The sequence below is a fragment of the Myxococcales bacterium genome (assembly GCA_016717005.1).
Taxonomy (GTDB): Bacteria; Myxococcota_A; Polyangia; order Haliangiales; family Haliangiaceae; genus UBA2376.
Genome location: JADJUF010000012.1, coordinates 153,398 through 177,809 on the forward strand (window position 1 = coordinate 153,398; position 24,412 = coordinate 177,809).

General features: G+C 74.6%; 23 protein-coding genes. 11 read left to right on the top strand and 12 right to left on the bottom strand.

Annotated features, from left to right (window positions below; genetic code table 11):
- Positions 1 to 20: 20 nt before the first annotated feature.
- The 3 genes from IPL61_13810 to IPL61_13820 are packed head-to-tail and all read right to left on the bottom strand — an operon-like array spanning position 21 to position 1,853.
- A complete protein-coding gene (locus IPL61_13810) occupies positions 21 to 572 on the bottom strand; it encodes a hypothetical protein (protein MBK9032364.1) in 552 nt (183 codons plus the stop codon).
- 1 nt (position 573) lies between these two features.
- Positions 574 to 1,632: a DUF3570 domain-containing protein gene (locus IPL61_13815; protein ID MBK9032365.1), complete on the bottom strand. Its 1,059-nt coding sequence runs from the start codon at positions 1,630 to 1,632 to the stop codon at positions 574 to 576.
- Positions 1,632 to 1,853 (bottom strand): DUF4266 domain-containing protein, encoded by a 222-nt coding sequence (locus tag IPL61_13820; protein ID MBK9032366.1) that lies wholly within the window; start codon positions 1,851 to 1,853, stop codon positions 1,632 to 1,634. Before IPL61_13820 ends, IPL61_13815 begins: the two co-directional genes overlap by 1 nt.
- 85 nt (positions 1,854 to 1,938) lie before the next feature.
- Here IPL61_13820 and IPL61_13825 point away from each other — a divergent pair, with 85 nt between their 5' ends.
- Positions 1,939 to 3,540 (top strand): hypothetical protein, encoded by a 1,602-nt coding sequence (locus IPL61_13825; GenBank protein ID MBK9032367.1) that lies wholly within the window; start codon positions 1,939 to 1,941, stop codon positions 3,538 to 3,540.
- On the opposite strand, the gene IPL61_13830 is transcribed toward IPL61_13825, so the two are convergent.
- Complete coding sequence (locus IPL61_13830) at positions 3,516 to 4,949, bottom strand: hypothetical protein (GenBank protein MBK9032368.1); 1,434 nt, start codon at positions 4,947 to 4,949, stop codon at positions 3,516 to 3,518. The genes IPL61_13825 and IPL61_13830 overlap by 25 nt on opposite strands.
- A gap of 307 nt (positions 4,950 to 5,256) precedes the next feature.
- On the opposite strand from IPL61_13830, the gene IPL61_13835 reads away from it, so the two are divergent.
- Positions 5,257 to 6,405: a hypothetical protein gene (locus IPL61_13835; protein MBK9032369.1), complete on the top strand. Its 1,149-nt coding sequence runs from the start codon at positions 5,257 to 5,259 to the stop codon at positions 6,403 to 6,405.
- A gap of 14 nt (positions 6,406 to 6,419) precedes the next feature.
- Here IPL61_13835 and IPL61_13840 read toward each other — a convergent pair whose 3' ends face one another.
- The 7 genes from IPL61_13840 to hemE form a co-directional block, all read right to left on the bottom strand.
- On the bottom strand, positions 6,420 to 7,013 hold the full coding sequence (locus tag IPL61_13840; GenBank protein MBK9032370.1) for a GNAT family N-acetyltransferase: 594 nt from the start codon (positions 7,011 to 7,013) through the stop codon (positions 6,420 to 6,422).
- Positions 7,010 to 7,408 carry a nuclear transport factor 2 family protein gene (locus IPL61_13845; protein ID MBK9032371.1) on the bottom strand — a complete coding sequence of 133 codons (399 nt, stop codon included), beginning with the start codon at positions 7,406 to 7,408 and terminating at the stop codon, positions 7,010 to 7,012. The genes IPL61_13840 and IPL61_13845 overlap by 4 nt, the downstream gene beginning before the upstream one ends.
- Before the next feature lie 153 nt (positions 7,409 to 7,561).
- Positions 7,562 to 8,263 (bottom strand): hypothetical protein, encoded by a 702-nt coding sequence (locus tag IPL61_13850; protein ID MBK9032372.1) that lies wholly within the window; start codon positions 8,261 to 8,263, stop codon positions 7,562 to 7,564.
- A 137-nt stretch (positions 8,264 to 8,400) separates the two neighbouring features.
- Positions 8,401 to 9,540, bottom strand: coding sequence for a methyltransferase domain-containing protein (locus IPL61_13855; GenBank protein MBK9032373.1), 1,140 nt, complete (start codon positions 9,538 to 9,540; stop codon positions 8,401 to 8,403).
- Positions 9,537 to 10,430, bottom strand: a complete 894-nt coding sequence (locus IPL61_13860) for a hypothetical protein (protein ID MBK9032374.1) — start codon at positions 10,428 to 10,430, stop codon at positions 9,537 to 9,539. The genes IPL61_13855 and IPL61_13860 overlap by 4 nt, the downstream gene beginning before the upstream one ends.
- A complete protein-coding gene (gene hemG, locus IPL61_13865; protein MBK9032375.1) occupies positions 10,427 to 11,758 on the bottom strand; it encodes a protoporphyrinogen oxidase in 1,332 nt (443 codons plus the stop codon). Before hemG ends, IPL61_13860 begins: the two co-directional genes overlap by 4 nt.
- Positions 11,755 to 12,819 carry a uroporphyrinogen decarboxylase gene (gene hemE / locus IPL61_13870; protein ID MBK9032376.1) on the bottom strand — a complete coding sequence of 355 codons (1,065 nt, stop codon included), beginning with the start codon at positions 12,817 to 12,819 and terminating at the stop codon, positions 11,755 to 11,757. The genes hemG and hemE overlap by 4 nt, the downstream gene beginning before the upstream one ends.
- Positions 12,820 to 12,941: 122 nt before the next feature.
- On the opposite strand from hemE, the gene IPL61_13875 reads away from it, so the two are divergent.
- From IPL61_13875 to IPL61_13915, 9 genes are all read left to right on the top strand, one after another.
- Positions 12,942 to 13,331 carry a hypothetical protein gene (locus IPL61_13875; protein MBK9032377.1) on the top strand — a complete coding sequence of 130 codons (390 nt, stop codon included), beginning with the start codon at positions 12,942 to 12,944 and terminating at the stop codon, positions 13,329 to 13,331.
- A gap of 8 nt (positions 13,332 to 13,339) precedes the next feature.
- On the top strand, positions 13,340 to 14,404 hold the full coding sequence (locus tag IPL61_13880; protein MBK9032378.1) for a response regulator: 1,065 nt from the start codon (positions 13,340 to 13,342) through the stop codon (positions 14,402 to 14,404).
- A gap of 1,313 nt (positions 14,405 to 15,717) precedes the next feature.
- Positions 15,718 to 17,382: an Hsp70 family protein gene (locus tag IPL61_13885; GenBank protein MBK9032379.1), complete on the top strand. Its 1,665-nt coding sequence runs from the start codon at positions 15,718 to 15,720 to the stop codon at positions 17,380 to 17,382.
- A gap of 38 nt (positions 17,383 to 17,420) precedes the next feature.
- The gene (locus IPL61_13890; GenBank protein MBK9032380.1) at positions 17,421 to 17,957 is read left to right on the top strand and encodes a hypothetical protein; all 537 of its coding nucleotides are present in this window, start codon (positions 17,421 to 17,423) and stop codon (positions 17,955 to 17,957) included.
- Position 17,958: 1 nt separating this feature from the next.
- On the top strand, positions 17,959 to 18,942 hold the full coding sequence (locus IPL61_13895) for an ATP-binding cassette domain-containing protein (GenBank protein ID MBK9032381.1): 984 nt from the start codon (positions 17,959 to 17,961) through the stop codon (positions 18,940 to 18,942).
- Entirely contained in the window at positions 18,939 to 19,739 is an 801-nt protein-coding gene (locus IPL61_13900; protein ID MBK9032382.1) for an ABC-2 family transporter protein, read from the top strand. Before IPL61_13895 ends, IPL61_13900 begins: the two co-directional genes overlap by 4 nt.
- Positions 19,740 to 19,806: 67 nt before the next feature.
- Positions 19,807 to 20,538, top strand: a complete 732-nt coding sequence (locus IPL61_13905) for an ABC-2 family transporter protein (GenBank protein ID MBK9032383.1) — start codon at positions 19,807 to 19,809, stop codon at positions 20,536 to 20,538.
- Positions 20,539 to 20,623: 85 nt separating this feature from the next.
- Positions 20,624 to 21,679, top strand: a complete 1,056-nt coding sequence (locus IPL61_13910) for an acyltransferase (protein ID MBK9032384.1) — start codon at positions 20,624 to 20,626, stop codon at positions 21,677 to 21,679.
- Between the two features lie 118 nt (positions 21,680 to 21,797).
- Positions 21,798 to 23,705: a c-type cytochrome gene (locus IPL61_13915; protein ID MBK9032385.1), complete on the top strand. Its 1,908-nt coding sequence runs from the start codon at positions 21,798 to 21,800 to the stop codon at positions 23,703 to 23,705.
- Positions 23,706 to 23,723: 18 nt separating this feature from the next.
- On the opposite strand, the gene IPL61_13920 is transcribed toward IPL61_13915, so the two are convergent.
- Complete coding sequence (locus IPL61_13920; protein MBK9032386.1) at positions 23,724 to 24,380, bottom strand: response regulator; 657 nt, start codon at positions 24,378 to 24,380, stop codon at positions 23,724 to 23,726.
- Positions 24,381 to 24,412: the final 32 nt, after the last annotated feature.

Genomic DNA, 24,412 nt, shown 5'->3' on the forward strand with positions numbered 1-24,412 from the left:
CGTTCCAGGCCTCGCCGCCGCTACTGGACCGCGACCGCGACGGTGCCGGTGATGGTGGCGGTCATCGCCGTGGTGCCGGCGGGGCACGTCACGCGCAGCGGCAGCTGGCCGTTGATCGTCATCGCGTAGCCGGCGGGATCGGCGCCGTCGGCGCAGTAGCCCGCGAACGTCGCCTCGCCGATCGGCGTCAGCGTCGGGTCGAGCGTCGCGGTGCAGCCGCCCGCGAACGTCGCGCTGGCGTCGATCACCTGGACCCGATCGGTGGCCAGCGGCGGCACCCGGCTCGGCGCCAGCTGCGATGAGCTCGGGCCGAGCAGATCGGGGCGCGGCAGGCACAGCGTCAGGGCCGAGCCGCCGTCGACCTGGGTGCCGTGCACCGACACGCTGATGACCCCGCTGCCGGCGATCGTGCAGTCGTTGTTGGCGGACGCGGTGAACCCGCCGTAGGTCACCGCCTCGGTGCCGATGCTGACGATCATGCCGTCGGCGGGCGCGGCGCCCGGGCCGCAGACGGCGTCGTCGGAGCAGGCGCCCGCGGCGAGCACGATCAGCGCGGCGGCGACGGCGCGCACGTCAGTACTCGAGCGGCAAGGTGAGGGCGGCATGGGCGATCGTGGCGTTGCCAAAGGTGTGGTCGGCCTGGATGTAGTACTCGAGCATGACCTCGGCGCGCACGTCGGCCCATCGATCTTCGAGCCCGAAGGTGGCGCCGGTCACGCCGAGCCGCGCGGCGAGGTTGTGGGTGGTCAGCTGAGACAGCTTGGGATCGGCGCTGAGGAACGGCTGCGCCTCGGTGTACGACCCCTGCCAGAAGTCGGCGCCGGTCTGGCGGTGGTAGCGGTAGCCGGCGCCGAACCAGACGGTGTCGCCGGCGTCCTGGATCACGCGGACCTCGGGCGTGTGCGCGAGGATGCCCCAGTCGTCGCGGTACAGGCGGTAGCTGGCGACGACCGTGGTCGCGGTGGCCGGCACGAACCGCTTGAGCACGACCGCGGCCGCGTGGCGCGTGCGCGCGCTCGGGTGGCGCTCGAGGGTCGGCGACCCGGCGACGGCGACCTGGCGGTACGGGTTCTGCTGGAAGCCGTCGAGGTAGCTGAGGTCGTAGACCAGCGAGGCGGTCGTGTTCTCGCCCAGGATCTGCGACGCGCTGGCCGAGATCAGGTACGAGTCGAGCGTGCCGGCGACGCGCATCATCGTCGCCGCGCCGGCGTTGGTCACGTCGTCGCGGCCGACGCCGAGGGTCAGGCCGACGGTGACGTTCTTGTCGAACAGCTCGGCCTGACCGCGCACGGTACCGAACGCCGACTTGTAGTCGGGCTCGCTCGAGTAGCGCGCGGTCGCGGCGGCGGTGTAGCGGCCGAACACGTGGGCGTAGCCCAGCCCGCCCTCGACCCGCTTCTCGTCGAAGGCGCTGGCCGAGGCCGAGGCCGAGGTGATCGCGTCGACCAGCAGGTGCGCGTCGACCGTGCCGTGGTCACCGACGTCGAACCGGCCGTCGAGCATCGGCTGCTCGACCCGGGTCGCGCGCTCCTTGTAGTAGACGCCGCGCATCGTCAGCTCGCCGTCGGCCCGGGCCGCGTCGACGCCCGCGAGCCCGAGGGCCGCGACGACGATCACCGCGATCCGCCGCATCAGTTGCACCCGCAGCCGCCGCCGGGCTCGCCGGTGCCGCCGTCAGCCCCCTCGCGCGCGCCGTGCTGGTGCTGGGTGAACCGGGCCTCGCCCGGATCCCGATCGGCGGTCATCGAGCGCCGGGCCAGGTTCTGACGCTCGTGCGGTCGCACGACCGCGCACCCAGAGAGCAGTGTGATGCCGAGCACGACGACAAACAGACAGCGCGACACGGCCGGCATCCTACCCGGATTCGGGCGGCGCCGGGCGGCACCGTCGGCGCTCATCGGCGGCGTGTTGTCGCGCCGGCGTGGTATCAACGGGGCGGTGGGATGCCTCCGCGCGCGCGTTGCGATCGCCGCTGGCCTGATCGGGCTGGCCGGGTGTGGTGCGTCGACGACGCCGGCCGTGACCGCGCGGCCCGAGCGCGACCCCGCGGCGCCGGAGGACCTGACGATCGACGCGGGCGAGGTCGCGCTGACCGGCGTGCGGTTCGAGCCCGAGGCGATCGCGGCGCCGTCGATGCTGCTGGTCCACGGCACCCGGACGCCGTCGCTGGAGCGGCTGCGCTCGTCCTGGGCCAAGACCCGCGCCGACCGGCGGGCGTCGGTCGCGCGGCGCACGCTCGACGGCGAGCTGCTCGTGACCGCGCTGTTCGAGGCGGCGCGCACCGACGCCGCCCGGCGCGACGCGCTCCTGGCCGAGGCCCGCGCGGCGGTCGCGGCGCTGCACAGCCTGGCGCCGGGGGCGACCGACGAGACCACGCTGATCATGGGGGCGGCGCTGGCGTTCGCCACCGGCGACCCGACCGGGGCCGAGCCGTACCTGACCGAGCTGGCCCAGCGGTTCGCGGATCGACCGGGCGGCGCGATGGCGCGGACCCAGCTGGCGTTCGCGCGCCTGCGCGACGGGGACGACGCGATCGCCGGGGCCCTCGTGGGCGACGCCACGCCGACCGCGGCCCAGCCCGAGCTGGCCTACGTGATCGCGTGGGTCCGGTTCCGGGCCGGCGACGGGCCCGGCGCCGCGGCGGCGATCACGCTGGCGGCCCAGGGCTGGACCGTGGCCGCGGCCCAGGCGGCGATCGATCGCGACTTCGTGGTCATGCACGCGCGCAGCGGCCTGCCGCTCGAGACCGCGGTCGACGCCGTGGCGGCGGTCACCAGCGACGCGGCCCGGCGCCACGCGCTCCTGTACCAGCTGTCGACCGCGGCGGCGTTCGCCGGTCGGCCCGACCTCGCGCGCGGCGCGCTCGACGCGGCGCTGGCCGCGCTGCCGGCGCCGCCGACCGAGCTGTTGCCGTCGGTGCGCTTGCTGCAAGCCGAGTACGTGCGCCGGGCCGGACGGATCGACGACCTCGCCAGCGCCTGGCGCGCGGCGGTGGCGGCGGTCGGGGCGTGCTCGGGCTGCAGCGCCGACGATCGCCAGGCGGTCGGCGACGGCCTGGCGGCGCGCGCGGTCGAGGCCCACACGATCTTCGCGACCTCGGGCGATGCGCGGTACCAGCGCGCGGCCGCCGAGCTGTACCGGTTGTTCGCGGCGCTGCCCGACGTTGCGAGCCGGCGCGATCACGCGGCGGTCGCGCAGTACGCGGCCGACTTCGCGCGGGTGCGAGCGCCGGCCGACGGGGCCCAGTACCGCGACGCGCTCAAGGTCCCGCTGGCGCTGCGCCAGCAAGAGGTGCTGGCCTGCTACGAGGCGACGCTGCAAGGCACGCCCGCGGTCGGCGGCGCGCTGACGCTGGTGCTCGAGATCGACGCCGCGGGCGCGGTGATCGGCGCGACCACGGACCCGGCCCGGGGCGCCGAGGGGCTGGCCCAGGTGGCCGGCTGCGTCGAGGAGCGCGCGCGGGCGTGGCAGCTGGTCGCGCGGTCGCGGCCGGGCACGGCGCGGGTGACCGCGCGCTACGTGCTCGGCGCCAGGCTCTGATCGTCGACGCGGCCGCGCCGGAGCGCGCCGTGATCCGCGAGGAAGCGCCGGGCCAGGGCCACGCGGTGGCCGTGGGCGTGATCGATGGCGTGGGCGAGCGGATCGCCGGCGTGGTCCAGGAAGCCGTGGAGCGCGCGGGCGCAGGTGGCGAGATCGCCGGCGCGGTGGGCGGCGGCCGCGAGGTTCCAGTGGTGCAGGGGCCAGGCCGGCTCGAGCCAGGTCGCGCGGGTCAACGCGGTGACCGCGGCCGGGAAGTCGCCGAGGGCGAAGCGGCAGAGGCCGAGGTGAGCGTGGGCGTCGGCGTCGTCGGGGCTGACCGCCGCGCAGTGCTCGAGCAGCGGGCGGGCGCGGGCGGGCGCGCCACCGGCGAGCAGATCGATCGCCCGGCCGAGCAGGGCGCCGCGGTCGGCGCTGGTGGTCGTGCCGAGGTGGCTGTCGGCGAGGCCGAGCAGGTCGCGCCCCAGGTAATACGGTGACGGCAGCGCCTTGCCGGCGGCGACCGCGCGCCGCGCCGCCTGGGCGATCACGCGCTGGGCCGCGGCGGTGGTCAGGGCGAACCGGGCGTAGCCGTCGGCGGTCAGCGGCGCGACGATCGCGTCCTTGACCTGGCGCGGCGTCGTGTCGTCGTCGTAGCGGACCGTGTCGAGCGCCCCGTCGCTGGTGCACAGCACCGCCAGCGAACGCCAGCGCGGCTCGCCGGTGACCCGACGGGCGACCGCGATCACGATCCGGCCGTCGCGGTGGCGCAGGCCGATCAGCAGCGCCGGGCGTCCGAGCGCGCGGGCGGGCAGGCGCGGGCCCGGGGGCGGCGTGGTGAGCCGCAGCGGCGCGGTGACCCGGGACAGCTCGCCGCGGGCGGCGACGTCGAGATCGACGCGGGCCGCGAGCTCGTCGCCCAGCTCGCGGGCGCGCTCGGGGTCGGTCTCGGAGAACGCCTCGACGAACTCGACCAGCTGCTCGGTGCCGAGCCGCGACATCAGGAGGTCGGCGGCGCTGGCGACCTCGGCTGGGGTGGCGAGCTGACGCGCGAAGCGTTCGAGCGACTGCTGGTGCATCTGACGCGGGTCCTGGAACCGCGCGGTGGTGGTCTCGTCCCCGAGTTCGGCCAGCAGGGCCAGCGCCGCGAACTTGGCGTCGTCGGCGCTGTCCCGACCGGCGAGGGTGCGCAGCTCGATCTTGACGCGCTCGTCGGCGACCTGGGCGATCGTGCGCAGGAGCTCGATCGCCCAGGTCCGGCGCTCGGGGCCGCCGGCCAGCTCGCGCGCGCACAGGGGCACGGCGGTCGCGCCGAGCGTCCGGGCCAGCGCGCGCAGGGTCGCCTCGTCGGCGCGCGTCCGGGCCGCGCCGAAGCTGGCGCGCAGGCGGTGCAGGTCGACCCACGACCGCGAGATCCCATCGGGCCCGGACACCTGATCACGGTACGAGGCTCGATCGATCCGGTCAACAGCGGGAGAGATCCGGACCCCGGCGGGGTGGCTGGCGTGTCCGGGGCCAGGGCGTCCGCACGGTGTCCGGGGCTGTCCGGTTGTCCGACGGCGCACGCGGCGTGCCGAAGCTGGCGCGCTCGGGCAGGCGTGCTTACCTGACCGCGCGGAGGTGGTCATGACGAGCCAGGTAGGTGAGGGAGAGGGTGAGGGCGCGCGCGACTGGCAGGCGGCAGATCGTGCGCTGCGGAGGATCGCGGCCCTGCGAGCGACGCTGAACGCCGAGGAGGCGGTGTGGCTCCGGACCGCGCGCGCCGTCGGACTGCATCGGCATTTCGGGTACGGGTCGCTGCTCGAGTACCTCGAGCGGACGCTCGGATATCCGCCGAACGTCGCGCGGGAGCGGCTGCGCGTCGCCGACGCGCTCGCCGAGCTGCCGGCGACCGCCGCGGCGCTGGCGGCGGGGACGGTCCCCTACTCGGCGGTGCGCGAGCTGACACGGGTCGCGACCAGCGGGACCGAGCGCGCCTGGCTCGACGCGATGGCCGGCAAGACCGTGCGCGAGATCGAGGGGGCGGTCGCAGGGCGACGACCGGGTGACCTGCCCGAGAGCACGCCCGACCCGGCGCATCGGATCCATCGGCTGCGGCTGGAGCTGTCGGCCGCGACCTTCGCGCTGTTTCTTGCGGCCCGGCGTGCGCTCGAGGAGACCTGCGGGCAACCGTTGACGGATGACGACCTCATGGCGGCGCTGTGTCGTGGGCCGCTCGGGGACGGATCCCACGTGGGATCTGCGACGGACCAGCCGGCCTACCAGATCGCGGTCACGACCTGTCCAGACTGTGGTCGTGCCTGGCAGGACGCGGCCGGACGCACCGTCGAGATCGCGCCCGCGGCGGTCGAGCAGGCGAGCTGCGACGCCGAGGTACTCGGCCGGGTCGACGGGGCCGAGCCGGCGGTCGCGACGCGGACGATCCCGCCGCGCGTTCGGCGCGCGGTGGTGCGTCGCGACCGTGGCCGATGTGTCGTGCCAGGCTGTCGCGCGTCCCGATGGCTCGACGTCCATCACCTGCGCCCGCGAGCCAGCGGTGGCAGCCACCTGCCCGAGAACCTCGCGGTCGTATGCACGGCGCACCACGCGGCGATCCACGACGGGCGGCTCGTGGTCACAGGGCGCGCACCGGGTGCCCTGGTGTTCACGCACGCCGACGGGCGGCCGTACGGCGCGCCGCCCGCGGCACCACCGTCGGCATCGGATGACGTCGCGGCCGAGGCGCGGCTTGCGCTCACGACGCTGGGGTACTTGCCGCAGCAGGCCCGGGTGGCGATCGACCGGGCCCGATCCCACGTGGGAGGTGCGACGACGCTCCCGGTCCTGGTACGTGCGGCGCTGCGGGCGTGTTGCACGACCCCGGTCGTCCGACCGAACTCGAGCGCGTGACCCGGTCAGCCCGGTCAGCCCAGGTCCTTCACCCAGAACACCATCGCCTTGCGGGTCTCGCCCGGCTCGTCGACATCTTTCCAGGTGAACCCACCGACGACGTCAGGCCGCCGGACGAAGCCGCGCTTGCTCCAGAACCGATCGAGCGGGACGTAGTCCGCCGGCCGCCGCGGGTGGTCGGTCGGTCGGTCGACCGCGCAGAACGCCGCGGTCCGATAGCCGCGCGTGCGCGCGAAGGCTTCGCGCTCATCGAAGAAGCGGTGGCCGAGCCCGCGACCGCGGTACTCGGGGCGGAGCACGGACTCGCCGAAGTAGTAGACGGTCGCCGGATCGTATCCGGCCGCCACCAGTGGTGGCGCGACCTCGTCGCCGTGCGAGCCCAGCGGCATCGCGGTTGCGGCGCCGACCAGCTCGTCGCCGGCCCACGCGATCGCTACCAGCGTGTCGGCGGCGGTCGCGTACGGCGCCAGGTACCGCTCCTCGTACTCGACGTCACCGTCGTAGAGATACGGCCACTCGTGGAAGACATCAATCCGCAGCACCGCCAGCGCGGCCAGGTACTGGCCGATCGCTGCGCCGCACACCGGCTCGACGCGCAGCGCGGTCACTTCACCTGCTCCAGCCACGCCGTCAGGTTGTAGAAGTTCGTGACCCGGGCGATCACGCCACCGCGGAGCTCGAAGAACGCGCCGCCCGGCAGCACGTAGCGTTGCCCACGCGCCGGCGGCAGACCGGCGTCGGTCCCCACGTACTCGCCGTGGACCGTCCACTCAGCCGCGAACCGGTCGGCGCGGCCCGGCGTGGCCATCACCACGATGTCCTCGAGGCGCTCACGGTAGCAGCGGTTCATCCGCTCGAGGAACGTCCGGAACGCATCCTTGCCGACCTCTCGGCCGCCCTGGTTGAGGTCGTGGGCGACGTCGTCGGTCAGGTGGCTGAGCATGCCGTCCCAGTCGCCCGCGTTGAACGCCGCATAGTACTGCTCGATGGTCGCGGTGGTCATCGCCTCACAGTACGCACCGTCATGACGGTGCGCTACGGTCTGTGCATCCTCGGTGCGGACCCGGCCGGCCTCGCCGCCGCCGCCCGCGCCGACGACCTCGGTCTCCGCGCTGCGCCAGTCGCGCCGACGCCCCGGGCGTAGCGTCGAGGCCGGTCACGGCGCCGCGAGCACATGGTCCCAGTCGAGCGTGGTCACGTCTGGGAGGTCGACGCCGAGCCGGGCCTCAATACCTTCGCGTTCGTGGGCGCACGGCGCGCCGGTCTCGTGATCGACCGTGCGCACCGTTCCGCGAGCGTCGTTCATCATGCAGCCTGCCACCGAGTTGTCGTGGTCCAGCCCGAGCGCGTGGCCCAGTTCGTGGGTCGCGACCTTGACCGTGCGCATGAGCGACGTACGCGCCGACACGCGTCGCTTGGTACGGAACGTCGAGATCACGGCCACCTGCGAGTCCAGGTACGCAAGCCCGAGGATGCCCCAGTCGGCGTGCTGGTCCTTGGTGACCGAGATGTCGACTGTGGCGACGCCCAGCACCAGCGCGCATCCGGACCTCGGGACGACCTCGGCCACCAGGTGATCGAGCAGCTTGTCGGCGCGATAGCGCTTGCGCGGCTCGTAGTACGCCGCCGCGGGCAGCGGCCGCGGCGGCAGGGTCCGCGTGGCGAAGCCGTAGGCCGCGGTCACGCCGCGCTCGACCGAGGTCAGCGCTCGTTGATCGACCTTGCCGAGCGGTTGCAAGCACACCGTCACGTCGGCGGGGCGCGTACCTGCGCTGAATCGAGTCGGTGGCGCGGCGGTCGCTGGCGCGGCGACCAGCATCACGGCGGCGATCATCAGCGATCCAGCGGGACGATGCACGGCTTGAGGATCCCACGTGGGATCTCAGGAGCAACCACGACCCGCACATGTGCCCAGAATCAGCGGCCCGCGGCCGAGCCCGCGTCGGTCCGCCAACCGCCAGCCCTATCGCGGGCCGACCTGGCGCCAGCCCAGCACTAGCGCGTGACCGCGTCGACCGCGTCGCCGCTGGTGAGCTCGATCGCGCCGTCGATCGGCGTCGGCGCGATCCGCAACAGGTCGCCGCGCCGGGCGCGCTCGATCGCGCGGTTGCCCGGCGCGCGATGCCGCCGCAGCAGGCGGACCGCGACCCAGCCTGCCTCGCCGCACACGGTCAGCTCGACCTTGCCCTTGGGGGCGCGCGGATCGTCGATGACCCGCCAGGCCGCCGAGGCCGCCGGGGCCGCCGAGGGCCGGGCCAGCGCGAGGAACGCCAGCTTGGCGTCGCCGTCGCGCAGGCCGGTGACCGTGGCGAGCTGGCGCGCCCGCGGCGGCAGCTCGGCCGGGCGGTGGTCGTGGCACCAGTCGCGCTCGTCGGTCAGCGCCGGACACGGCGCGCCGCGACGCGTGCACGGCGCCAGCACCGTGGCGGTGCCACCCGCGATCAGGCCGTCGCGGATCGCGTGGAGCCCGCGCGACGTGTCCCGCAGCGCCGGCTCGATCACGATCGCCACGCCGGCCGGCGCCAGCCCGGTGACCAGCTGCGCGACCAGCGCCGCGCCGTCGGCCAGCTCGTTGATCACCGTTCTGGCGACGATCAGATCGTACGTCCCGCGCGGCAGCGGCGCGGTGACGTCGTGGTCGCGCGCGCTCAGGTCGCACGCGATCCCGACCGCCGCGGCGACCTCACGGATCGCGGCGCCGCCGATCGCCAGCGCGTCGGCGTCGCGATCGAGCAGCGTGACCGTCAGCCGTCCGGTCCAGCGGCGCGCGCCGAGGAAGGTCACGAGCCCGAGCGTCATCGCGCCGCAGCCGGCGCCGACGTCGAGCACGCGCACCTCGGGACCGTCGAGGAACCCGGCCGGCGCGCGGCCGGCGATCAGCTCGGCCAGCGGCACGTGCAGCTTGCCGGCGTCGGCGACCGTGAAGAACAGCGCGCGGGCCGCGAGGTCGGCGGCGGCGGCCACCCCGCCGCTCGGTCCGCGCAGCCCCTCGCGCGCGGTGGTGTAGCGGCGCGAGCGCTCGAGCACGGCCGCGGTCAGGGCCGGTCCCCCCAGCACCGCGGCCGGCAAGCGCGCCCGCGCCGCGTTCCACAGCGCGTCCTCGACGATCACCGGCGTGCGGGCCTCGAGGGTCACGGCGCCAGCACCAGCGTGACCGTCGCGTCGTCGTCGGCCGCGACGGTCACGGACCCGGACGCCGCGACCGCGGCGTGGCCCGCGCGCGCCGGCAACCACGCGCGCACCGGGTAGGTGCCCGGCGGCACCGCGTCGAAGCGCACCACGCCGACGTCGTCGGTGACCGCCACGTACGGGTGCGGCGGCGCGATCACTACCGCGGCGTCGTCGCGCGCACCGTCGAGCGCGACCGCGATCGCGCCAGCCTCGGGCAACGCCACGGCGACCGCGTGGCCCAGCATCGGCAGGTGCGCGCGGGCGCGCAGCGCGGCGGTCGCGGGCCTGTCCCACGCGGGCCCGAGCGCGGTCGCGACGACCGTCTGCGCGGCCTCGTCGGCGCTCTCGATGATCAGCGCGTCGCCGAGGCCCGGCGCGACCACCGCGGCCGGCGTGATCGTGCAGTCGCGCGCGGTCAGGCGCACCGGGCCCGCGGGCGGTGCGGCCTTGCCGGCGCCGACGTCGATGATCACCACCGCGGCCGCGACGCCGTGGAGCGTGCCGATCCTGACGCGTGGCGGACGCTCGCCGCCGCACGCGGTCCGGCCCGGCGACCGGCGCAGCGCGGCGGACGCGGTCGGCCACTCGACGGTCACCCGCACCGTGCCGGCGTGGGCCGTGTCGATCACCTGGTAGCCGGGCGCGGTCCCGGCCCGCGGCGGCGCGGCGTCGGTCGCGATCGCCGCCGGCGGTGCGTCGAGCAGCTCGCCGTCCACGCCGGCGTCGCCCGCGTCGTGGCCCGCGGGCGCCACCGTCGCGCCGCGCTTGCTGCCGCACCCGACCAGCCCGACCAGCCCGACCAGCCCGACCAGCCCGACCAGCCCGACCAGCCCGACCGCGCCGCGTGGATTCACGCCAGCTCCGCGATCGCCGTGGCCGCGCGCCGCCCATCGGCGATGCACGAGTTGACCGCGACGCCGTGGTACGGGGCGCCGCACAGCACCAGCCGGTGCGGCCGCGCCAGCGCGTCCCACTGCGCGACCCGGTCCTTGTGCCCGACCGCGTACTGCGACAGCGCGCCCTTCCACCGGACCAGGCTCTGGTGGCGCGGGTCGGCGGTGACGCCGAGCACCGCCGCCAGGTCGCTGCGTGCCAGCCGGAACAGCTCGGCGTCGTCGAGCGTCGCCGCCGCCGGGTCGCGGCCGCCGCCGTAGATCATGCGGAACAGCCGCGCGCCGTGCGGCGCGCGCGCCGGGTAGAGCGTGCTCTCGAACACCACGCCGAGCGCGCGCACCCGCTCGCCCGCGCACACCAGCAGGCCGAAGCCGTCGCGCTCGGGCGGCACCACGCCCTCGTCGAACGCCAGGTAGACGATCGCCACCGACGCCGCGACCGCCTGCTCGAGCGCCGTGGCGAGCGCCGGCACCGCCGCGCCGATCAGCCCGCGCGCGACCGCCGCCGGCACCGCCAGCACCGCCGCGTCGTAGCGGCCGCCGGCCAAGCCGTCGAGCTCGACCCCGCCGGTCACTGGGGTCACCGTCGTCACCGGCGCGTCGCAGCGCACCCGCGCGCTCAGGCGCTCGGCCAGCGCCGCCGGGATCGCGCCCATGCCGCCGCGCGGCGCGCACATCTTGGGCCGCGGCCGCTTGGCCCCGCCGCGGGCGCGCGCGATCATCCCGCGCACCATCCCGCCGGCGGCGTCGAGCTCGGCCAGCTTGGGGAACCCCGCCGCCAAGGAGATGTCGGCGGCGTTGGCCGCGTAGACGCCGGTCACGACCGGGCCGATCAGCGCGGCCGCGGCCTCCGCGCCGAACCGGCGGGTCGCGAAGTCGAGCATCGACTCGTCGCCGGCGACCGCGACGTCGCGGCCGCGCCGCAGCGGCTCGCCCAGCACCGCCAGCTTGCCGCGCCACGACATCAGCTTCGAGCGCGCGAACCCGATCGGATCGAGCGGCACCGGGTGCAGCTCGCCGTGGCGATAGATCCAGCGCCGCTTGGCCGCCGACGCGGCCTCGTCGACGGCGATGCCCAGCTCGGCGCACAGCGCGGCCGCGCCGTCGTCGTCGCCCGACAGGAAGCCGTTGGCCGCGTGCTCGCGCACGAACCCGTCGACCTTCGACGTCGTGATCACGCCGCCCGGCCGCGGGCCGGCCTCGATCACCACGGGGTCGTGGCCGGCCTGCACCAGCCGCCAGGCCGCCGTCAGCCCGGCGACGCCGCCGCCGACCACCGCGACCTTCACGCGCCGCCTCGCGTCGACAGCTCGCGCACCGCCTCGACCATCGCCCGCACGTGCTCGGGGTTGGTGGCCGGGGTGACGCCGTGGCCGAGGTTGAAGATGTGGCCGGTCGGGCCCGCCTGCTCGAGCACGCGCGCGACGCGGCGGCGGATCTCGTCGGGGGGCGCGTACAGCGCGCCGGGATCGAGGTTGCCCTGCAGCGCCACGCCGTCGCCGACCGCCGCCCGGACCGTGTCGAGATCGACCCGCCAGTCGACGCCGAGCACGTCGGCGCCGCTCGACGCGTACGTGGCCAGGTACGGCGCGCAGCCGTTGGCGAAGTAGATCACCGGCACGCCGGCGGCCGCCGGGTGGGCCTTGACCCGCGCGATCACCTCGCGCGCCCAGCGCAGCGCGTACTCGTCGAAGTCGGCCGGCGACAGCACCCCGGCCCAGCTGTCGAACAGCTGCACCGCCTGGGCCCCGGCCTCGATCTGCGCGATCAGGTAGGTGGCGACGGTCGCGGCCATCTTCTCGAGCAGCGCGTGCGCCGCGGCCGAGTCGCTGAACAGGAGCGCCTTGGCCTTGGCGTACTCCTTGGAGCCGCTGCCCTCGACCGCGTAGGTCACGAGCGTGAACGGCGCGCCGGCGAACCCGATCAGCGGCACCCGGCCGCCGAGCGCCCCGCGGATCTGTCGGATCGCGTCCATCACGAACGGCATCGTCGCGACCGGGTCGGGCACCACCAGCGCGTCGATCGCCGCGCGATCGCGCACCGGGTTCGAGATCACCGGGCCCTTCTCGGGGAACGCCACCTCGAGGCCCATCGGCGGCAGGGTGATCAGGATGTCCGAGAACAAGATCGCGGCGTCGAAGCCGAACTCGTCGATCGGCTGCAGCGTCACCTCGGTCGCCAGCGCCGGGGTGTGGCACAGGTCGAGGAACGACGCCTTGGCGCGGACCGCGCGGTAGGCCGGCAGGTAGCGCCCCGCCTGGCGCATCATCCAGCACGGGGTCCGTTCGACGGGCTCGCGCCGGCACGCGCGCAGGAACAGGTGATCGACCGCCGGGGCATCTTGCGACATCGCGCGCATCCTACATCGCCGTCGCTGCCGCGCCAGCCCGGGCCGCACCTGCGACCCGATGGCGCTGACGCCGCGGTCAGATCGCGGACGCGCCGACGCCGCTCGGTGTATCGTCGAGGTCCATGTTGCGCTCCATGGTCGTCGTCGTGGTCGCCGCCGCCGTGCTCGCCGGCGGGGACGGCGCTCGCGGGCCCGGCGGCAGCGCGGGCGACGACGAAGTCCGCGGGCCCGGCGACGACGGCGCCGCCCGCCCGCCGCTGCTCGCCCGCCTGCCGCACGGTCACGACAGCTCCGCCAGGGTGGCGGCGCAGCGATCCCGGGCCGCTGCCCCGATCGGCCCGCCGAGCGCGATGCGGCTCGAGCGCCCCGGCGGCGTGATCTACGCTCCGGGCAGCCCGCACGACCGCGACCTGCGCGAGACCCCCTACCGATCGGAGCGCCACCTGGACGCGCCGTTCACCACCGCCGAGATCATCGCCGACGGCACCGCGCGCCGGGGGGCGCGGTCGTGATCGCGCCGGTGCCCGAAACGGTGATCGTCGTCGCCGCCCGGGGCTGGAGCGGCGGCACCGCGGCGGCGCTGCGGACGCTGGTCGAGCGGCTGGTGCGCAGCGGCGCCGAGACCGCGATGGTCGCCGACGCGGCCGAGGCCGCCAAGGCCCTGATCGACGACGAGGGCGCGGTCGTGATGGTCGACGTCGAGGATGCCGCCCGGGGCGCGGTCTCGATCGATGACGCCGCGGCGCGGATCGCCGAGGTCGCGGCGCTGGTGCCGGACGCCGCGCCGGTGGCGGTGGCCCAGCGGCCGTCGGTCGGGCTGGTGATCGCGTGCCAGCGCGCCGGCGCGGTCGACTTCGTCGACCTGGGCTCGGAGTCGTTCGAGGTCACCGCGCGGGCGCTGGCGCTGGCCTCCAGCCGCCGCGCCCACACCGGCGCCCAGCGCCGCGCGGTCGGGCAGCTGCGCGAGATGATCGAGGACATGCTGCGCGACCTGGTCAAGACCGAGCGCCGCTCGATCGATCTCGAGAAGCAGCTGGCGGCCAAGGCCGGCCGCGCGACCGACCTGGCCAGCGACGTCGACGCCGAGCGCGCGCCGGTGGTGATGGTGGTCGAGGACGATCGCGAGGTCGCCGACTTCCTGGTCGATCACCTCGAGGACGCCGCGCTGACCACGTTCGCGTTCGTCACTGGCGAGGAGGCCGTCGTCCACGCCGAGCGCATGAGCCAGCGCGGCGCGGCCCTCGATCTGGTGCTGGTCGACATCGGCCTGCCCGGCATCGATGGGCTCGAGGTGGTCCGGCGCCTGCGCAAGGAGCGGCCGGGCGTCGCCGCGTTCCTGATCACCGGCTTCAGCGATCCCTCGCTGACCGCGCGCGCGGCCGATCTCGGCGTGGTCGGCTTCGTGCTCAAGCCGTTCGACGACGTCAAGGCGTTCATCGGCCGGGTCAAGAGCGAGGCGCTCGCCGCGATGGCCCGCACCCGCGACCACGGCTACCTGCAGCGGATCAAGACCCGGCACGAGCGCGTGCTGGGCCAGTACCGTCTCCTGCTGGCCGACATCGAGCGCGAGCGCACGCCGCGGTGAGCGCCGGGGCCCCCTGCGGGGCGCCGCGTTTGGGCCGGCGGCGGCGCGCGGCCGAGGGCGTGCGCCTTTCGGATGTGGATCTGCGAGGTTGCGGCGGATCGCAGGGGTTGCCATACTCGCCCATCGGTGTCGCAGGCGCCCCTCAATATCAAGCTGCGGTGCGCGTCGTGGCAGCAGCTGTCGAGCATCCATCGCCGCGACCTGTCGCGGCACGCGATCTTCTTGAAGGCGTCGCAGCCGCCGCCGATCGGCACGCCGGTCCGGATCGATCTCACGCTGCCGACCGAGTCGATGATCGTGCTCGCCGGCGTCGTGTCCGAGCACGTGCCCCCGGGCGGGCTCGGGGGCCGCGGCCCCGGCGTCGACATCAAGCTCAACACGCTGCCCGAGAGCGCGATGTGGCTCATCGAGACCGCGCTGGCGTCGGCGTCGAAGCAAGGCGGGACCACCGCGCCTGCGACCGAGGCCGCCGTCGACGACGGCCAGGATCTCAGCCGGGCCGAGGACGAGCTGCTGGCGGCGCTCACCTCGGAGCTCGAGTCGTTGCGCAGGCTCAACCCGTTCCAGGTCCTCGGGGTCGGCTACGAGGCCGATGACGCCGACATCCGCGCCGCGTTCGCGGGCCTGACCAAGCGCTACCACCCCGATCGCTTCACGCGCTACACGTCGCAGGAGCTGCGCGGCCTCGCGGCCGAGATCTTCATCTTGATCCGCGACGCGTACCGCCGGCTCGGCGACGAGCCGGCGCGGGCCAAGGCGCTGCAGGCCGTGGGCGCGCGCCCGTCGGTGAAGGTCCCGACGCTGCGGCCGCTGGCCCCGGCGCCGCCGCCCGCGCGTCCGCCCGAGCCGCCGCCGCGGGCCCCGGCCGGCTCGCCGGCGCCGCCGGTGTTGACCGCGCCGCGCCGGCCGGCGCCGTCGTCGTTGGGCCCGACCGTGAGCGGCCGCCCGCCCGAGACCGAGCGCCGGCCGATGGCGGTGGCGCCGCCGACCTTGGCCGACGACGGCCCGGTCGACTTCCGCGCCGCCGACGGGCTGCTCGACGCCGGCCGCTACGACGAGGCGCTGGCGGTCTTCAAGATCTACACCCGCAAGAACCCCAACGACCGCAACGCCCGGGCCGGCATCGAGCTGGCCGAGGGCCTGCGCGCTGGCGCAGCGCGATCGGCTCGAGGCCGCGCAGCGCTTCGAGGCCGTGCTCGAGATCGATCCCACCAACGAGCGGGCGGCCCGCGAGCTCGCCGAGATGCGCCGCATGGCTACCAACGAGCGGCGCGGCCTGCTGTCGCGCCTGATGGGGAAGAAGGAGTAGCGCCATGGCGTCGCGCATCCTCGGCATCGATCTGGGCACGACCAACTCGTGCGTCGCGGTCATCGACGATCGCGGCGTCGCGACGGTGCTGGCCTCGCCCGAGGGCGAGCGCACGACCCCGTCGGTCGTGGCCTGGCCCGCGACCGGCACCGAGGTCATCGTCGGCACGCCCGCGCGCCGGCAGGCGGTGTCGAACACCGCGCAGACCGTGTTCGGGACCAAGCGCCTGATCGGGCGCAAGGTCAACTCCGACGACGTCGCGCTCCTGGCCCGGACCGCGCCCTATCGGATCGTCGCCGCGCCCAACGGCGACGCCTGGGTCCGGATCGGCGCGACGTCGCGCTCGCCCCAGGAGATCGCCTCGCACGTGCTGCGGCGGCTGCGGGCGATCGCCGAGGCCGCGCTGGGCGAGCCCGTGACCCGCGCGATCGTCACGGTCCCGGCGTACTTCGACGAGCACCAGCGCCAGGCCACGCGCGACGCCGGCACGATCGCCGGGCTCGACGTGGTCCGCATCCTCAACGAGCCGACCGCGGCCGCGCTCGCGTACGGCGCCCACCGGGTCGGCGATCGCCGGCGGCTGATCGCCGTGTTCGATCTCGGCGGCGGCACCTTCGACATCTCGATCATGTCGGTCGAGCACGGCATCTTCGAGGTGCTGGCCACCGGCGGCGACAGCGCGCTCGGCGGCGAGGACTGGGATCGGCGCATGGTCGAGCGCATGGCCGACGAGATCTTCGACAAGACCCGCATCGATCTGATGCAGAACGCGGTCGCGCTCGGGCGCCTGCGCGAGGCGTGCGAGGCCGCCAAGAAGAGCCTGTCGGTCGAGCGCGAGGCCTGGATCCGGCTGCCGTTCCTGGCCCAGGACCAGGACGGCCAGCCGTTCAACCTCGAGCGCCGGCTCACCCGCGACGAGGTCGAGCAGTGGACCGCGCCCGAGCTGGCGCGGGTCGACGAGCCGTGCCAGCGGGCCCTGGCCGACGCCCGCCTGACCGCGGCCGAGCTCGAGGAGGTGCTGCTGGTCGGCGGCATGACCCGGTGGCCCGCGGTGCCGGCGGCGGTCGAGCGCATCTTCGGCAAGAAGCCGTCGCGCGGGGCCAACCCCGACGAGGTCGTCGCGATCGGCGCCGCCAGCTACGCCGGCATCATCGGCGGCGACGACGACGGCGCGGCGCTGCTCGACGTGACCCCGCACGACATCGGCATCAAGGTCGGCGAGGCCGGGTTCTCGGTGCTGATCGCGCGCAACTCGATGCTGCCGGTGCGGGTCCGCAAGCTGTTCGCGACCACCGCCGCCGATCAGAAGTTCGTCTCGATCGAGCTGTACCAGGGCGAGCACGCCGACGTGCGCAAGAACCGGCGGCTCGGGCAGGTCGTGCTCGAGGGCCTGCCGCCCGGGCCGCCCGGCAGCATCCGGGTCGAGCTCAACCTGACGATCGACGTCGAGTCGATCATGAACGTCACCGCCCGCGAGCTGTCGACCGGGCGCGAGGCCGGCGTGACGCTGCGGCCGTCGGGCGGCCTGACCCAGCGCGAGATCGTCGAGATCATCTCGCGCCGGCGCGAGGAAGAGACCGCGGCGGCGGCCACGCGCCCGGGCGTGGGCGGCGGCCTGGCCCGGATGCCGACCCGGGAGCTGCCGCCGATCAAGCCGCGCGGGGGCTGACCGTGGCGGCGCTCGATCCAGCCGGCGAGGCGGCGGTGTTGAGGATCGCCGACGCGATCGGCGCGCTCATCGAGCACTGGGGCTTCAAGCGCAACATGGGTCGGGTGTGGGCGGTGCTGTACCTCGAGCAGGCGCCGTTGTCGGCCGCCGATCTCGGCGAGCGCCTGACCCTGTCGTCGGGCGCGATGTCGATGCTCCTGGCCGAGCTCGGGCAGTGGGGCGTCGTCAAGAAGGCGTGGGTGGCGGGCGAGCGCCGCGACTTCTACGAGGCCGAGACCAGCATCTGGAAGATGGTGTCGCGGGTGCTGCGCGAGCGCGAGCTGCGCTGGATCCAGGACGCGCTCGAGCAGTTCGCCGAGGCCGACGCCGCGCTGGCCGCGGGCGCGACCGCGGATCGGGGCGCGCGCCTGGCCGGCATCGCCGGCCGCGTCAACGGCCTGACCCAGCTCGCCGGGGTCGGCGCCCACCTGATCGAGTCGATCCTGTCGGGCGAGTCGGTCGACGCGCTGCCGATCAAGACCGTCGGCGAGCTGGCCAAGGCCGTCGGCGGCGCCGGCAAGGCGGGGCCGAAGTAGCGTGATCGAGGTCGCGGGGCTGACCAAGCACTTCCGCGTCCACCGTCGCCCGCCCGGGCTGGCGGCGGCGCTGCGGTCGCTGGTCCGGCGCACCTACGACACGGTCAAGGCGGTCGACGACATCACGTTCACGATCGCGCGCGGCGAGCGCGTCGGCTTCCTCGGGCCCAACGGCGCCGGCAAGACCACGACGATGAAGGTGCTGGCCGGGCTGCTGCACCCGACCGCGGGCGCGGTCGCGGTCGCGGGCCACCAGCCGTTCCGTCGCGAGCCCGACTTCCTGCGCCGGATCACGCTGGTGATGGGCCAGAAGCAGCAGCTCTTGTGGGACCTGCCGCCCAGCGAGACCTACGCGCTCAACCGCGCGGTCTTCGGCGTCGACGCCGCGGTCGCGCGCCGGACCCTGGCCGAGCTGACCGAGCTGCTCGGCCTCGCCGGCCTCACCGACAAGCCGACCCGGCAGCTGTCGCTGGGCGAGCGCATGAAGTGCGAGCTGGCCGCCGCGCTCCTGCACGGGCCGACGACGCTGTTCCTCGACGAGCCGACCATCGGCCTCGACGTCGCGATGCAGGTGACGATCCGCGACTTCATCCGCGACTACAACCAGCGCCACGACGCGACCGTGCTCCTGACCTCGCACTACATGGACGACGTGGTCGCGCTGTGCCCGCGGGTGATCGTGATCGACGGCGGCCGGCTGATCCACGACGGCGATCTGCGGGCGCTGGTCAAGACCATGCTGCCCGACAAGCTGGTGTCCTTCACCGGCGCGGTCGCGCCCGAGGAGGTCGCCCGGCTGGGCGAGCTGGTCAAGGCCGAGGGCGGCCGCACGACCGTGCGCGTGCCCGAGGCCCGGCTGCGCGAGGTCGTCGGCCACCTGCTCGATCGCGCCGGCGCCGATCTCGCGGTCGAGGATCCGCCGCTCGAGGACGTCATGCGCAAGCTGTTCAAGGACAAGCGCGTCGGCGCGGACCCGCCGCGATGATGGCGACGCTGCGGGCGCTGCCGACCTTGACCCGGATCGGCCTGGTCGAGGCGCTGGCGTACCGCGCCGAGATGGTCGTGTGGCTGCTGACGACGACCATGCCGCTGGTCATGCTGGGGCTGTGGACGTCGGTGGCCGACGAGGCGCCGTTCCGGGCCTGGGCCACGCGCGACTTCGTCGCGTACTACCTGGTCGTGCTGATCGTGCGCAACCTGACCAGCAACTGGGTGGCGTGGCAGATGTCCGAGGAGATCCGCACCGGCACCGTGGCCGCGCGGCTGTTGCGACCGCTGCACCCGTTCACCGGCTACCTCGGCACCCACCTGGGCGCGGTGCCGCTGCGGGCGCTCGCGGTCGCGCCGGTGATCGCGATCGTGTTCGCGTCGAGCGCGCGCGGCGTGCTGGTCACCGACGGCGCCCACCTGGCGCTGGTCGCGGCCGCGCTGATCGGCGCGTGGCTGCTCACGTTCGGGGTGTTCCTGTGCCTGGGCGCGCTGGCGTTCTTCCTCGACAAGACCCTGGGCATCATCGAGGTCTACTTCGGCGTGTTCGCGATCCTGTCGGGCTACCTGGTGCCGCTGCCGCTCCTGCCCGGGTGGATGCAGGACCTGGCCGCGGTGCTGCCGTTCCGGTCGATGCTGGGCGATCCGGTCGCGATCGTGATCGGGCGCGTGCCCGACGCCACGGCGGCCGCGCGGCTGGTGGCGTTGCAGTGGGCGTGGGCCGCGGCGCTCCTGGCCCTGGCGGCGTGGCTGTGGCGCGCCGGCGTGCGCCGGTACGAGGCGTTCGGTGGCTAGCGCGCTGCGGCTCGGCTACTACGCGCGGCTGCTCGGCGTGCAGGCCCGGGCCTCGTTCGTCACGTCGATGCAGTACCGCGCCGACTTCCTGGTGTCGGGCGCCATGTCGATCTACTGGCTCGGGTGGAACCTGATCCCCCTCCTGGTGCTCTACGGCGACCGCGCGACCGTGGCCGGGTGGAGCTTCGGCGCCGCGCTGGTCGTGATGGCGAACTTCGTGATCATGCGCGGCGTCCTCGAGGGCGCGGTCAACCCGTCGCTGGGCGCGGTGATCGAGCAGATCCGCTCGGGCGCGTTCGACTACACGCTGCTGCGGCCGGCCGACGCGCAGTTCCTGGTGTCGACCGCGCGGTTCGCGCCGTGGCGCATCCTCGACGTGCTCGGCGGCGTCGGCCTGCTGATCTACGCGCTCGTGCGGGTCGACGCGCACCCCAGCCTGGCGCAGGTCGGCGCCGGCGTCGGGCTCCTGCTCGCCGGCCTGGTCGTCATGTACTCGCTGTGGATCATGATCGTCGCGACCGCGTTCTGGGTCGTGCGCATGGACAACCTGATCTACCTGCTGTCGTCGGTGTTCGACGCGGCGCGCTGGCCGGCGACGGTGTTCCGCGGGACCTGGCGGTTCGTGTTCACGTTCGTCATCCCGCTGGCGGTGATGACGACGTATCCGGCCCAGGCGTTCCTGGGCACGCTGACCGGCACCGCGGCGCTGGCGTGCCTGGGCACCGCCGCGGCCGTCGCCGTCGTCGCCCGGCTGGTCTGGCGGCTGGCGCTGCGCAGCTACACCTCGGCGTCGAGCTGAGCGGGGGCTGTTCGACCAATCGCGCTTCCCCGATGTGCCAGACCGAGGCTGCGACCGCGCCCGCGGTTCGTGCGACAACTAGGCCGTGTCGCCGTCACCCGTGCGAGTTGATCGCCTGCGGCACAACTCGCCCAACCTCGACATCCTGCGCGCGGTCGCGGTGCTGACGGTCGTGGTCGATCACCTCGTGCCGACGCTCGCGTTCCGCGGCTTCGAGATCCCGCAGCTGGTGTCGAAGCTGACGCTGCACATCGGCCACGCCGGGGTGCTGGCGTTCTTCGTCCACACCAGCCTGGTGCTGATGTACTCGCTCGAGCGCAACGGCGGCGCCACGCGCGGCGCGTGGTTCCAGCGCTTCTACCTGCGGCGCGGCCTGCGCATCTACCCGCTCGCGGTCGTGTGCGTGGCGGCGGTGGTCGCGCTGGGCTGGCCCGAGGCCAGCTGGAAGCCGTACCACCCGCCGAGCTGGCAGGAGATCGCCGCCAACGTGATGCTGATCCAGAACCTGTGGACCGGGCACAGCGTGCTGACGCCGCTGTGGAGCTTGCCGTACGAGGTCGAGATGTACGTGGTGCTGCCGGTGCTGTACCTGATCGCGCGGCGCGGCGACGCGCTGCGCTGGCTGGTCGGCTTCATGGTGGTCGCGACCGTCGGCGGGTACCTGCTGCGCAAGCTCCAGCACGGGCACATGAACCTGGCCGCGTACGTGCCGTGCTTCCTGGCCGGCGTCATCTGCTACGTGCTGCGCGACCGGATCCGGCCGCGGCTGTCGGGGCGCTGGTGGCCGCTCGTGGTCGTGGGCGCGGTCGCCAGCTACTGCGTGGCCCACACCGTGTCGGATCGGCTGATCTACTGGTTCGGCTGGGTCTACTGCAGCGCGATCGCCCTGGCGATCCCGCTGTTCGCGGACAGCCCGGTCCGCTGGCTCAACCGCGCGGCCGAGCGCGTCGCGACCTACTCGTACGGCATCTACCTCCTGCACGTGCCCGCGTTGCACATCGTGTTCTCGCTGTGGCAGCCGGGGTCGCTCGCGCTCGAGCTGGTGCTGTTCGTCGCCATCACCGTGGCCCTGGCCGTGGTCGCCTACCACGCGATCGAGGCGCCGATGGTCCGCCTCGGGCGTCGGCTGACGAGCAGCTGAGCCGCCGCGGCGGTGGTCGCGGGGTGGGCCGCGGCGGGCTGAAAGTGAACTATATAGACAGTTTGCCTGACATTTGCGACGTCAGATCGGGGCCCTGGGTCGTGCGTTTCAAGACCTCATGCGCCTCCGCCGGATCGCCGTCGCCCTCGGAACCCTGACCGCCGCGAGCGTCCTGGCCCACGCCGAGCGCGTGGCCGCCCGCAAGATGATGATGTCGCCGCGCGACCTGGCGCCGCCGTCGTTCGCGCTCGGCGGCCGGCCGCTCACGGCCGCCCCGGCGCCGGCGGGCCTCGACGCGGCGCAGGCGGCGTACCTGTCAGGCTCGGCGATCGCGGTGGTCGGCGCGCAGGCGCTGGTGATCGACGCCGACAGCGGCGATCTGGTCCTGACCGGCGCCGACGGCGCGCCCACCGCCCGCCTGGCGATCGGCACCACCGCGACCCAGCTGGTGTTCGACCCGGTGACGCACCGGGCCTACGTCGCCAGCCGCGGGACCGACGAGATCATCGTGGTCGAGGTGGGCGCGTCGCTGACGATCGCTGGCCGCTGGCGCACGCCGACCGAGCCCTACGGCCTCGCGCTGACGCCTGATCGCACGATGCTGCTGACCACGACGGTCGCGGCCCGCACCCTGGTGGCGTTCGACGTCGCCACCGGCAAGGAGCGCTGGCGCCGGGCGCTGGCGCCCGATCCGCGCGGCGTCGCGATCGATCCCGACGGCTCCACCGCGCTCGTCACGTCGCTGGTGACCGGCGCGGTCGAGCGGATCGAGCTGGCGACGCCCCAGGCCGGCACCTCGGTCAGCCTGTCGCCGGCGGTGTCCGCGACCGGCAACCCGTTCGCGGCCAGCGTCGTCGGCCAGCTCGGCGGCGGCAGCGAGAGCGGGCGCGGCCACGCGCGCAACGCGTTCGCCGCGCGGTTCATCGGCGCCGACCTCGCGCTGGTCGCGCACCAGACCTCGATCCCGCTGCAGGACGCGCGCTTCGGCGAGAACACCGGCTCGTACGGCGGCGGCTTCGAGCCGCCGATCAAGCACCAGGTCACGTTCATCGCCACCGGCGCCCGCGCCAGCCGCTCGGTGACCGCGCAGATCGCCGACCACCAGCCCAAGGCGATCGCGTGGGATCCGGTGCGCGACCGCGCGTTCGTCGTCGGCTACGGCTCGGACTCGCTGCTCGTGCTCGGCGCCGCCGGGCAGGCCGGCGTCCGGTTCGATCGCACCGTCGCCGTGGGCGCCGAGGGCGGCTGCGGGCCCGAGGGCGTCGCGGTCGGCGCCGACGGCACCGCGTGGGTGTTCTGCGCGGTGTCGCGCAAGGTCGTGCGCGTGCCGATGGACGGCGAGGCGTCGACCGCGACGGTCGGCGCGGTCGCGGTCGCGCCGACGCGGATGTCGAAGCAGGCCCACGAGGGCTTCGATCTGTTCCGCAAGGGCAACGACGGGCGGATCTCGTCGCGCGGCGCGATGGCGTGCTCGAGCTGCCACCCCGAGGCCGGCACCGACGGGTTGTCGTGGCGGATCGAGAGCCACGAGCTGCAGACCCCGCTGCTGGCCGGGCGCGTCGCCGGCACGCACCCGTACAAGTGGGACGGCGGCGATCGCGATCTCGCGATCAGCCTGACCTCGACCATGCGTCGCCTCGGCGGCGCCGGCCTGACCCCGGGCCAGACCAAGTCGCTCGCGGCCTACCTCGAGGCGCTGCCGCGCCCGCGCACGATCAAGCGCGACCCGACCGCGGTCGCGCGCGGCCAGGCCCTGTTCGAGAGCGACGAGGTCGGGTGCACGACCTGCCACGGCGGCCCGCTCTACACCGACAACGTCACCCACGAGCTCGGCGGCACGCTCGCGCAGTCGGACACGCCGTCGCTGGTCGGGCTCGCCCGGAGCGCGCCCTACTACCACGACGGCAGCGCCGCGACGCTCGAGGCGCTCCTGGCCGAGCGGGCCACGGTCCACGGCATGTCCGAGACCGCCTCGCTGACCGCGGGCGAGCGGCGCGATCTGATCGCGTACCTCGAGACGCTCTAGCGGCGGCCGCGCGCGCGGTCACGCCGTCGCGTCACCGCTGTCGCTCAGGCGGTAGCCGACGCCGGGTTCGGTGAGCAGCCAGCGGGGGCGGCTGGGGTTGGCCTCGACCTTCGCGCGCAGCGCGGCCATGTGGACTCGGACGTAGTGGACGTGCTCGACCGCGTTGGGGCCCCAGATCTCCTTGAGCAACATGCGATGGGTCAGCACCTTGCCGGCGTGGCGCACCAGCAGCGCGAGCAGCCGGTACTCGGTCGGGGTGAGCTTGACCAGCCGGTCCTCGACCCGGACCTCGTGGCGCTCGTCGTCGATCGTGATCGCGCCCGCGGTGAGCACGGCCGTCGCGGCGGCGCCGGGGCGGTGGCGCAGCGCGACCCGGATGCGCGCGAACAGCTCGCGCACGCCGAACGGCTTGGTCAGGTAGTCGTCGGCGCCAGCGTCGAGCGCCGCGACCTTGTCGTCCTCGCGGCCGCGCGCCGACAGCACGATGATCGGCACCGCCGTCCACTGGCGCAGGCGGCGGACGAGCTCCAGGCCGTCGCCGTCGGGCAGCCCGAGATCGAGCAGCACGACGTCGGGCGGTTCGGCGGCGGCGGCGGTGGCGCCGGCGGCGACGCCCTCGGCCACCGACACCGCGAAGTCGTGGGCGGTCAGGGTGGCGCGCAGGAACCGCACCATCTGCGGATCGTCCTCGACGATCAGCACCCGGG

What these genes read in the sequence shown, in the direction of transcription:
- IPL61_13875 (MBK9032377.1), top strand. Translation starts at nt 12,942, where the DNA reads ATGTTGCGCTCCATGGTCGTCGTCGTGGTCGCCGCCGCCGTGCTCGCC.
- IPL61_13905 (MBK9032383.1), top strand. Translation starts at nt 19,807, where the DNA reads ATGCAGTACCGCGCCGACTTCCTGGTGTCGGGCGCCATGTCGATCTAC.
- hemE (MBK9032376.1), bottom strand. Translation starts at nt 12,819, where the DNA reads ATGTCGCAAGATGCCCCGGCGGTCGATCACCTGTTCCTGCGCGCGTGC.
- IPL61_13915 (MBK9032385.1), top strand. Translation starts at nt 21,798, where the DNA reads ATGCGCCTCCGCCGGATCGCCGTCGCCCTCGGAACCCTGACCGCCGCG.
- IPL61_13920 (MBK9032386.1), bottom strand. Translation starts at nt 24,380, where the DNA reads ATGGTGCGGTTCCTGCGCGCCACCCTGACCGCCCACGACTTCGCGGTG.
- IPL61_13820 (MBK9032366.1), bottom strand. Translation starts at nt 1,853, where the DNA reads ATGCCGGCCGTGTCGCGCTGTCTGTTTGTCGTCGTGCTCGGCATCACA.
- IPL61_13815 (MBK9032365.1), bottom strand. Translation starts at nt 1,632, where the DNA reads ATGCGGCGGATCGCGGTGATCGTCGTCGCGGCCCTCGGGCTCGCGGGC.
- IPL61_13845 (MBK9032371.1), bottom strand. Translation starts at nt 7,408, where the DNA reads ATGACCACCGCGACCATCGAGCAGTACTATGCGGCGTTCAACGCGGGC.
- IPL61_13885 (MBK9032379.1), top strand. Translation starts at nt 15,718, where the DNA reads ATGGCGTCGCGCATCCTCGGCATCGATCTGGGCACGACCAACTCGTGC.
- IPL61_13900 (MBK9032382.1), top strand. Translation starts at nt 18,939, where the DNA reads ATGATGGCGACGCTGCGGGCGCTGCCGACCTTGACCCGGATCGGCCTG.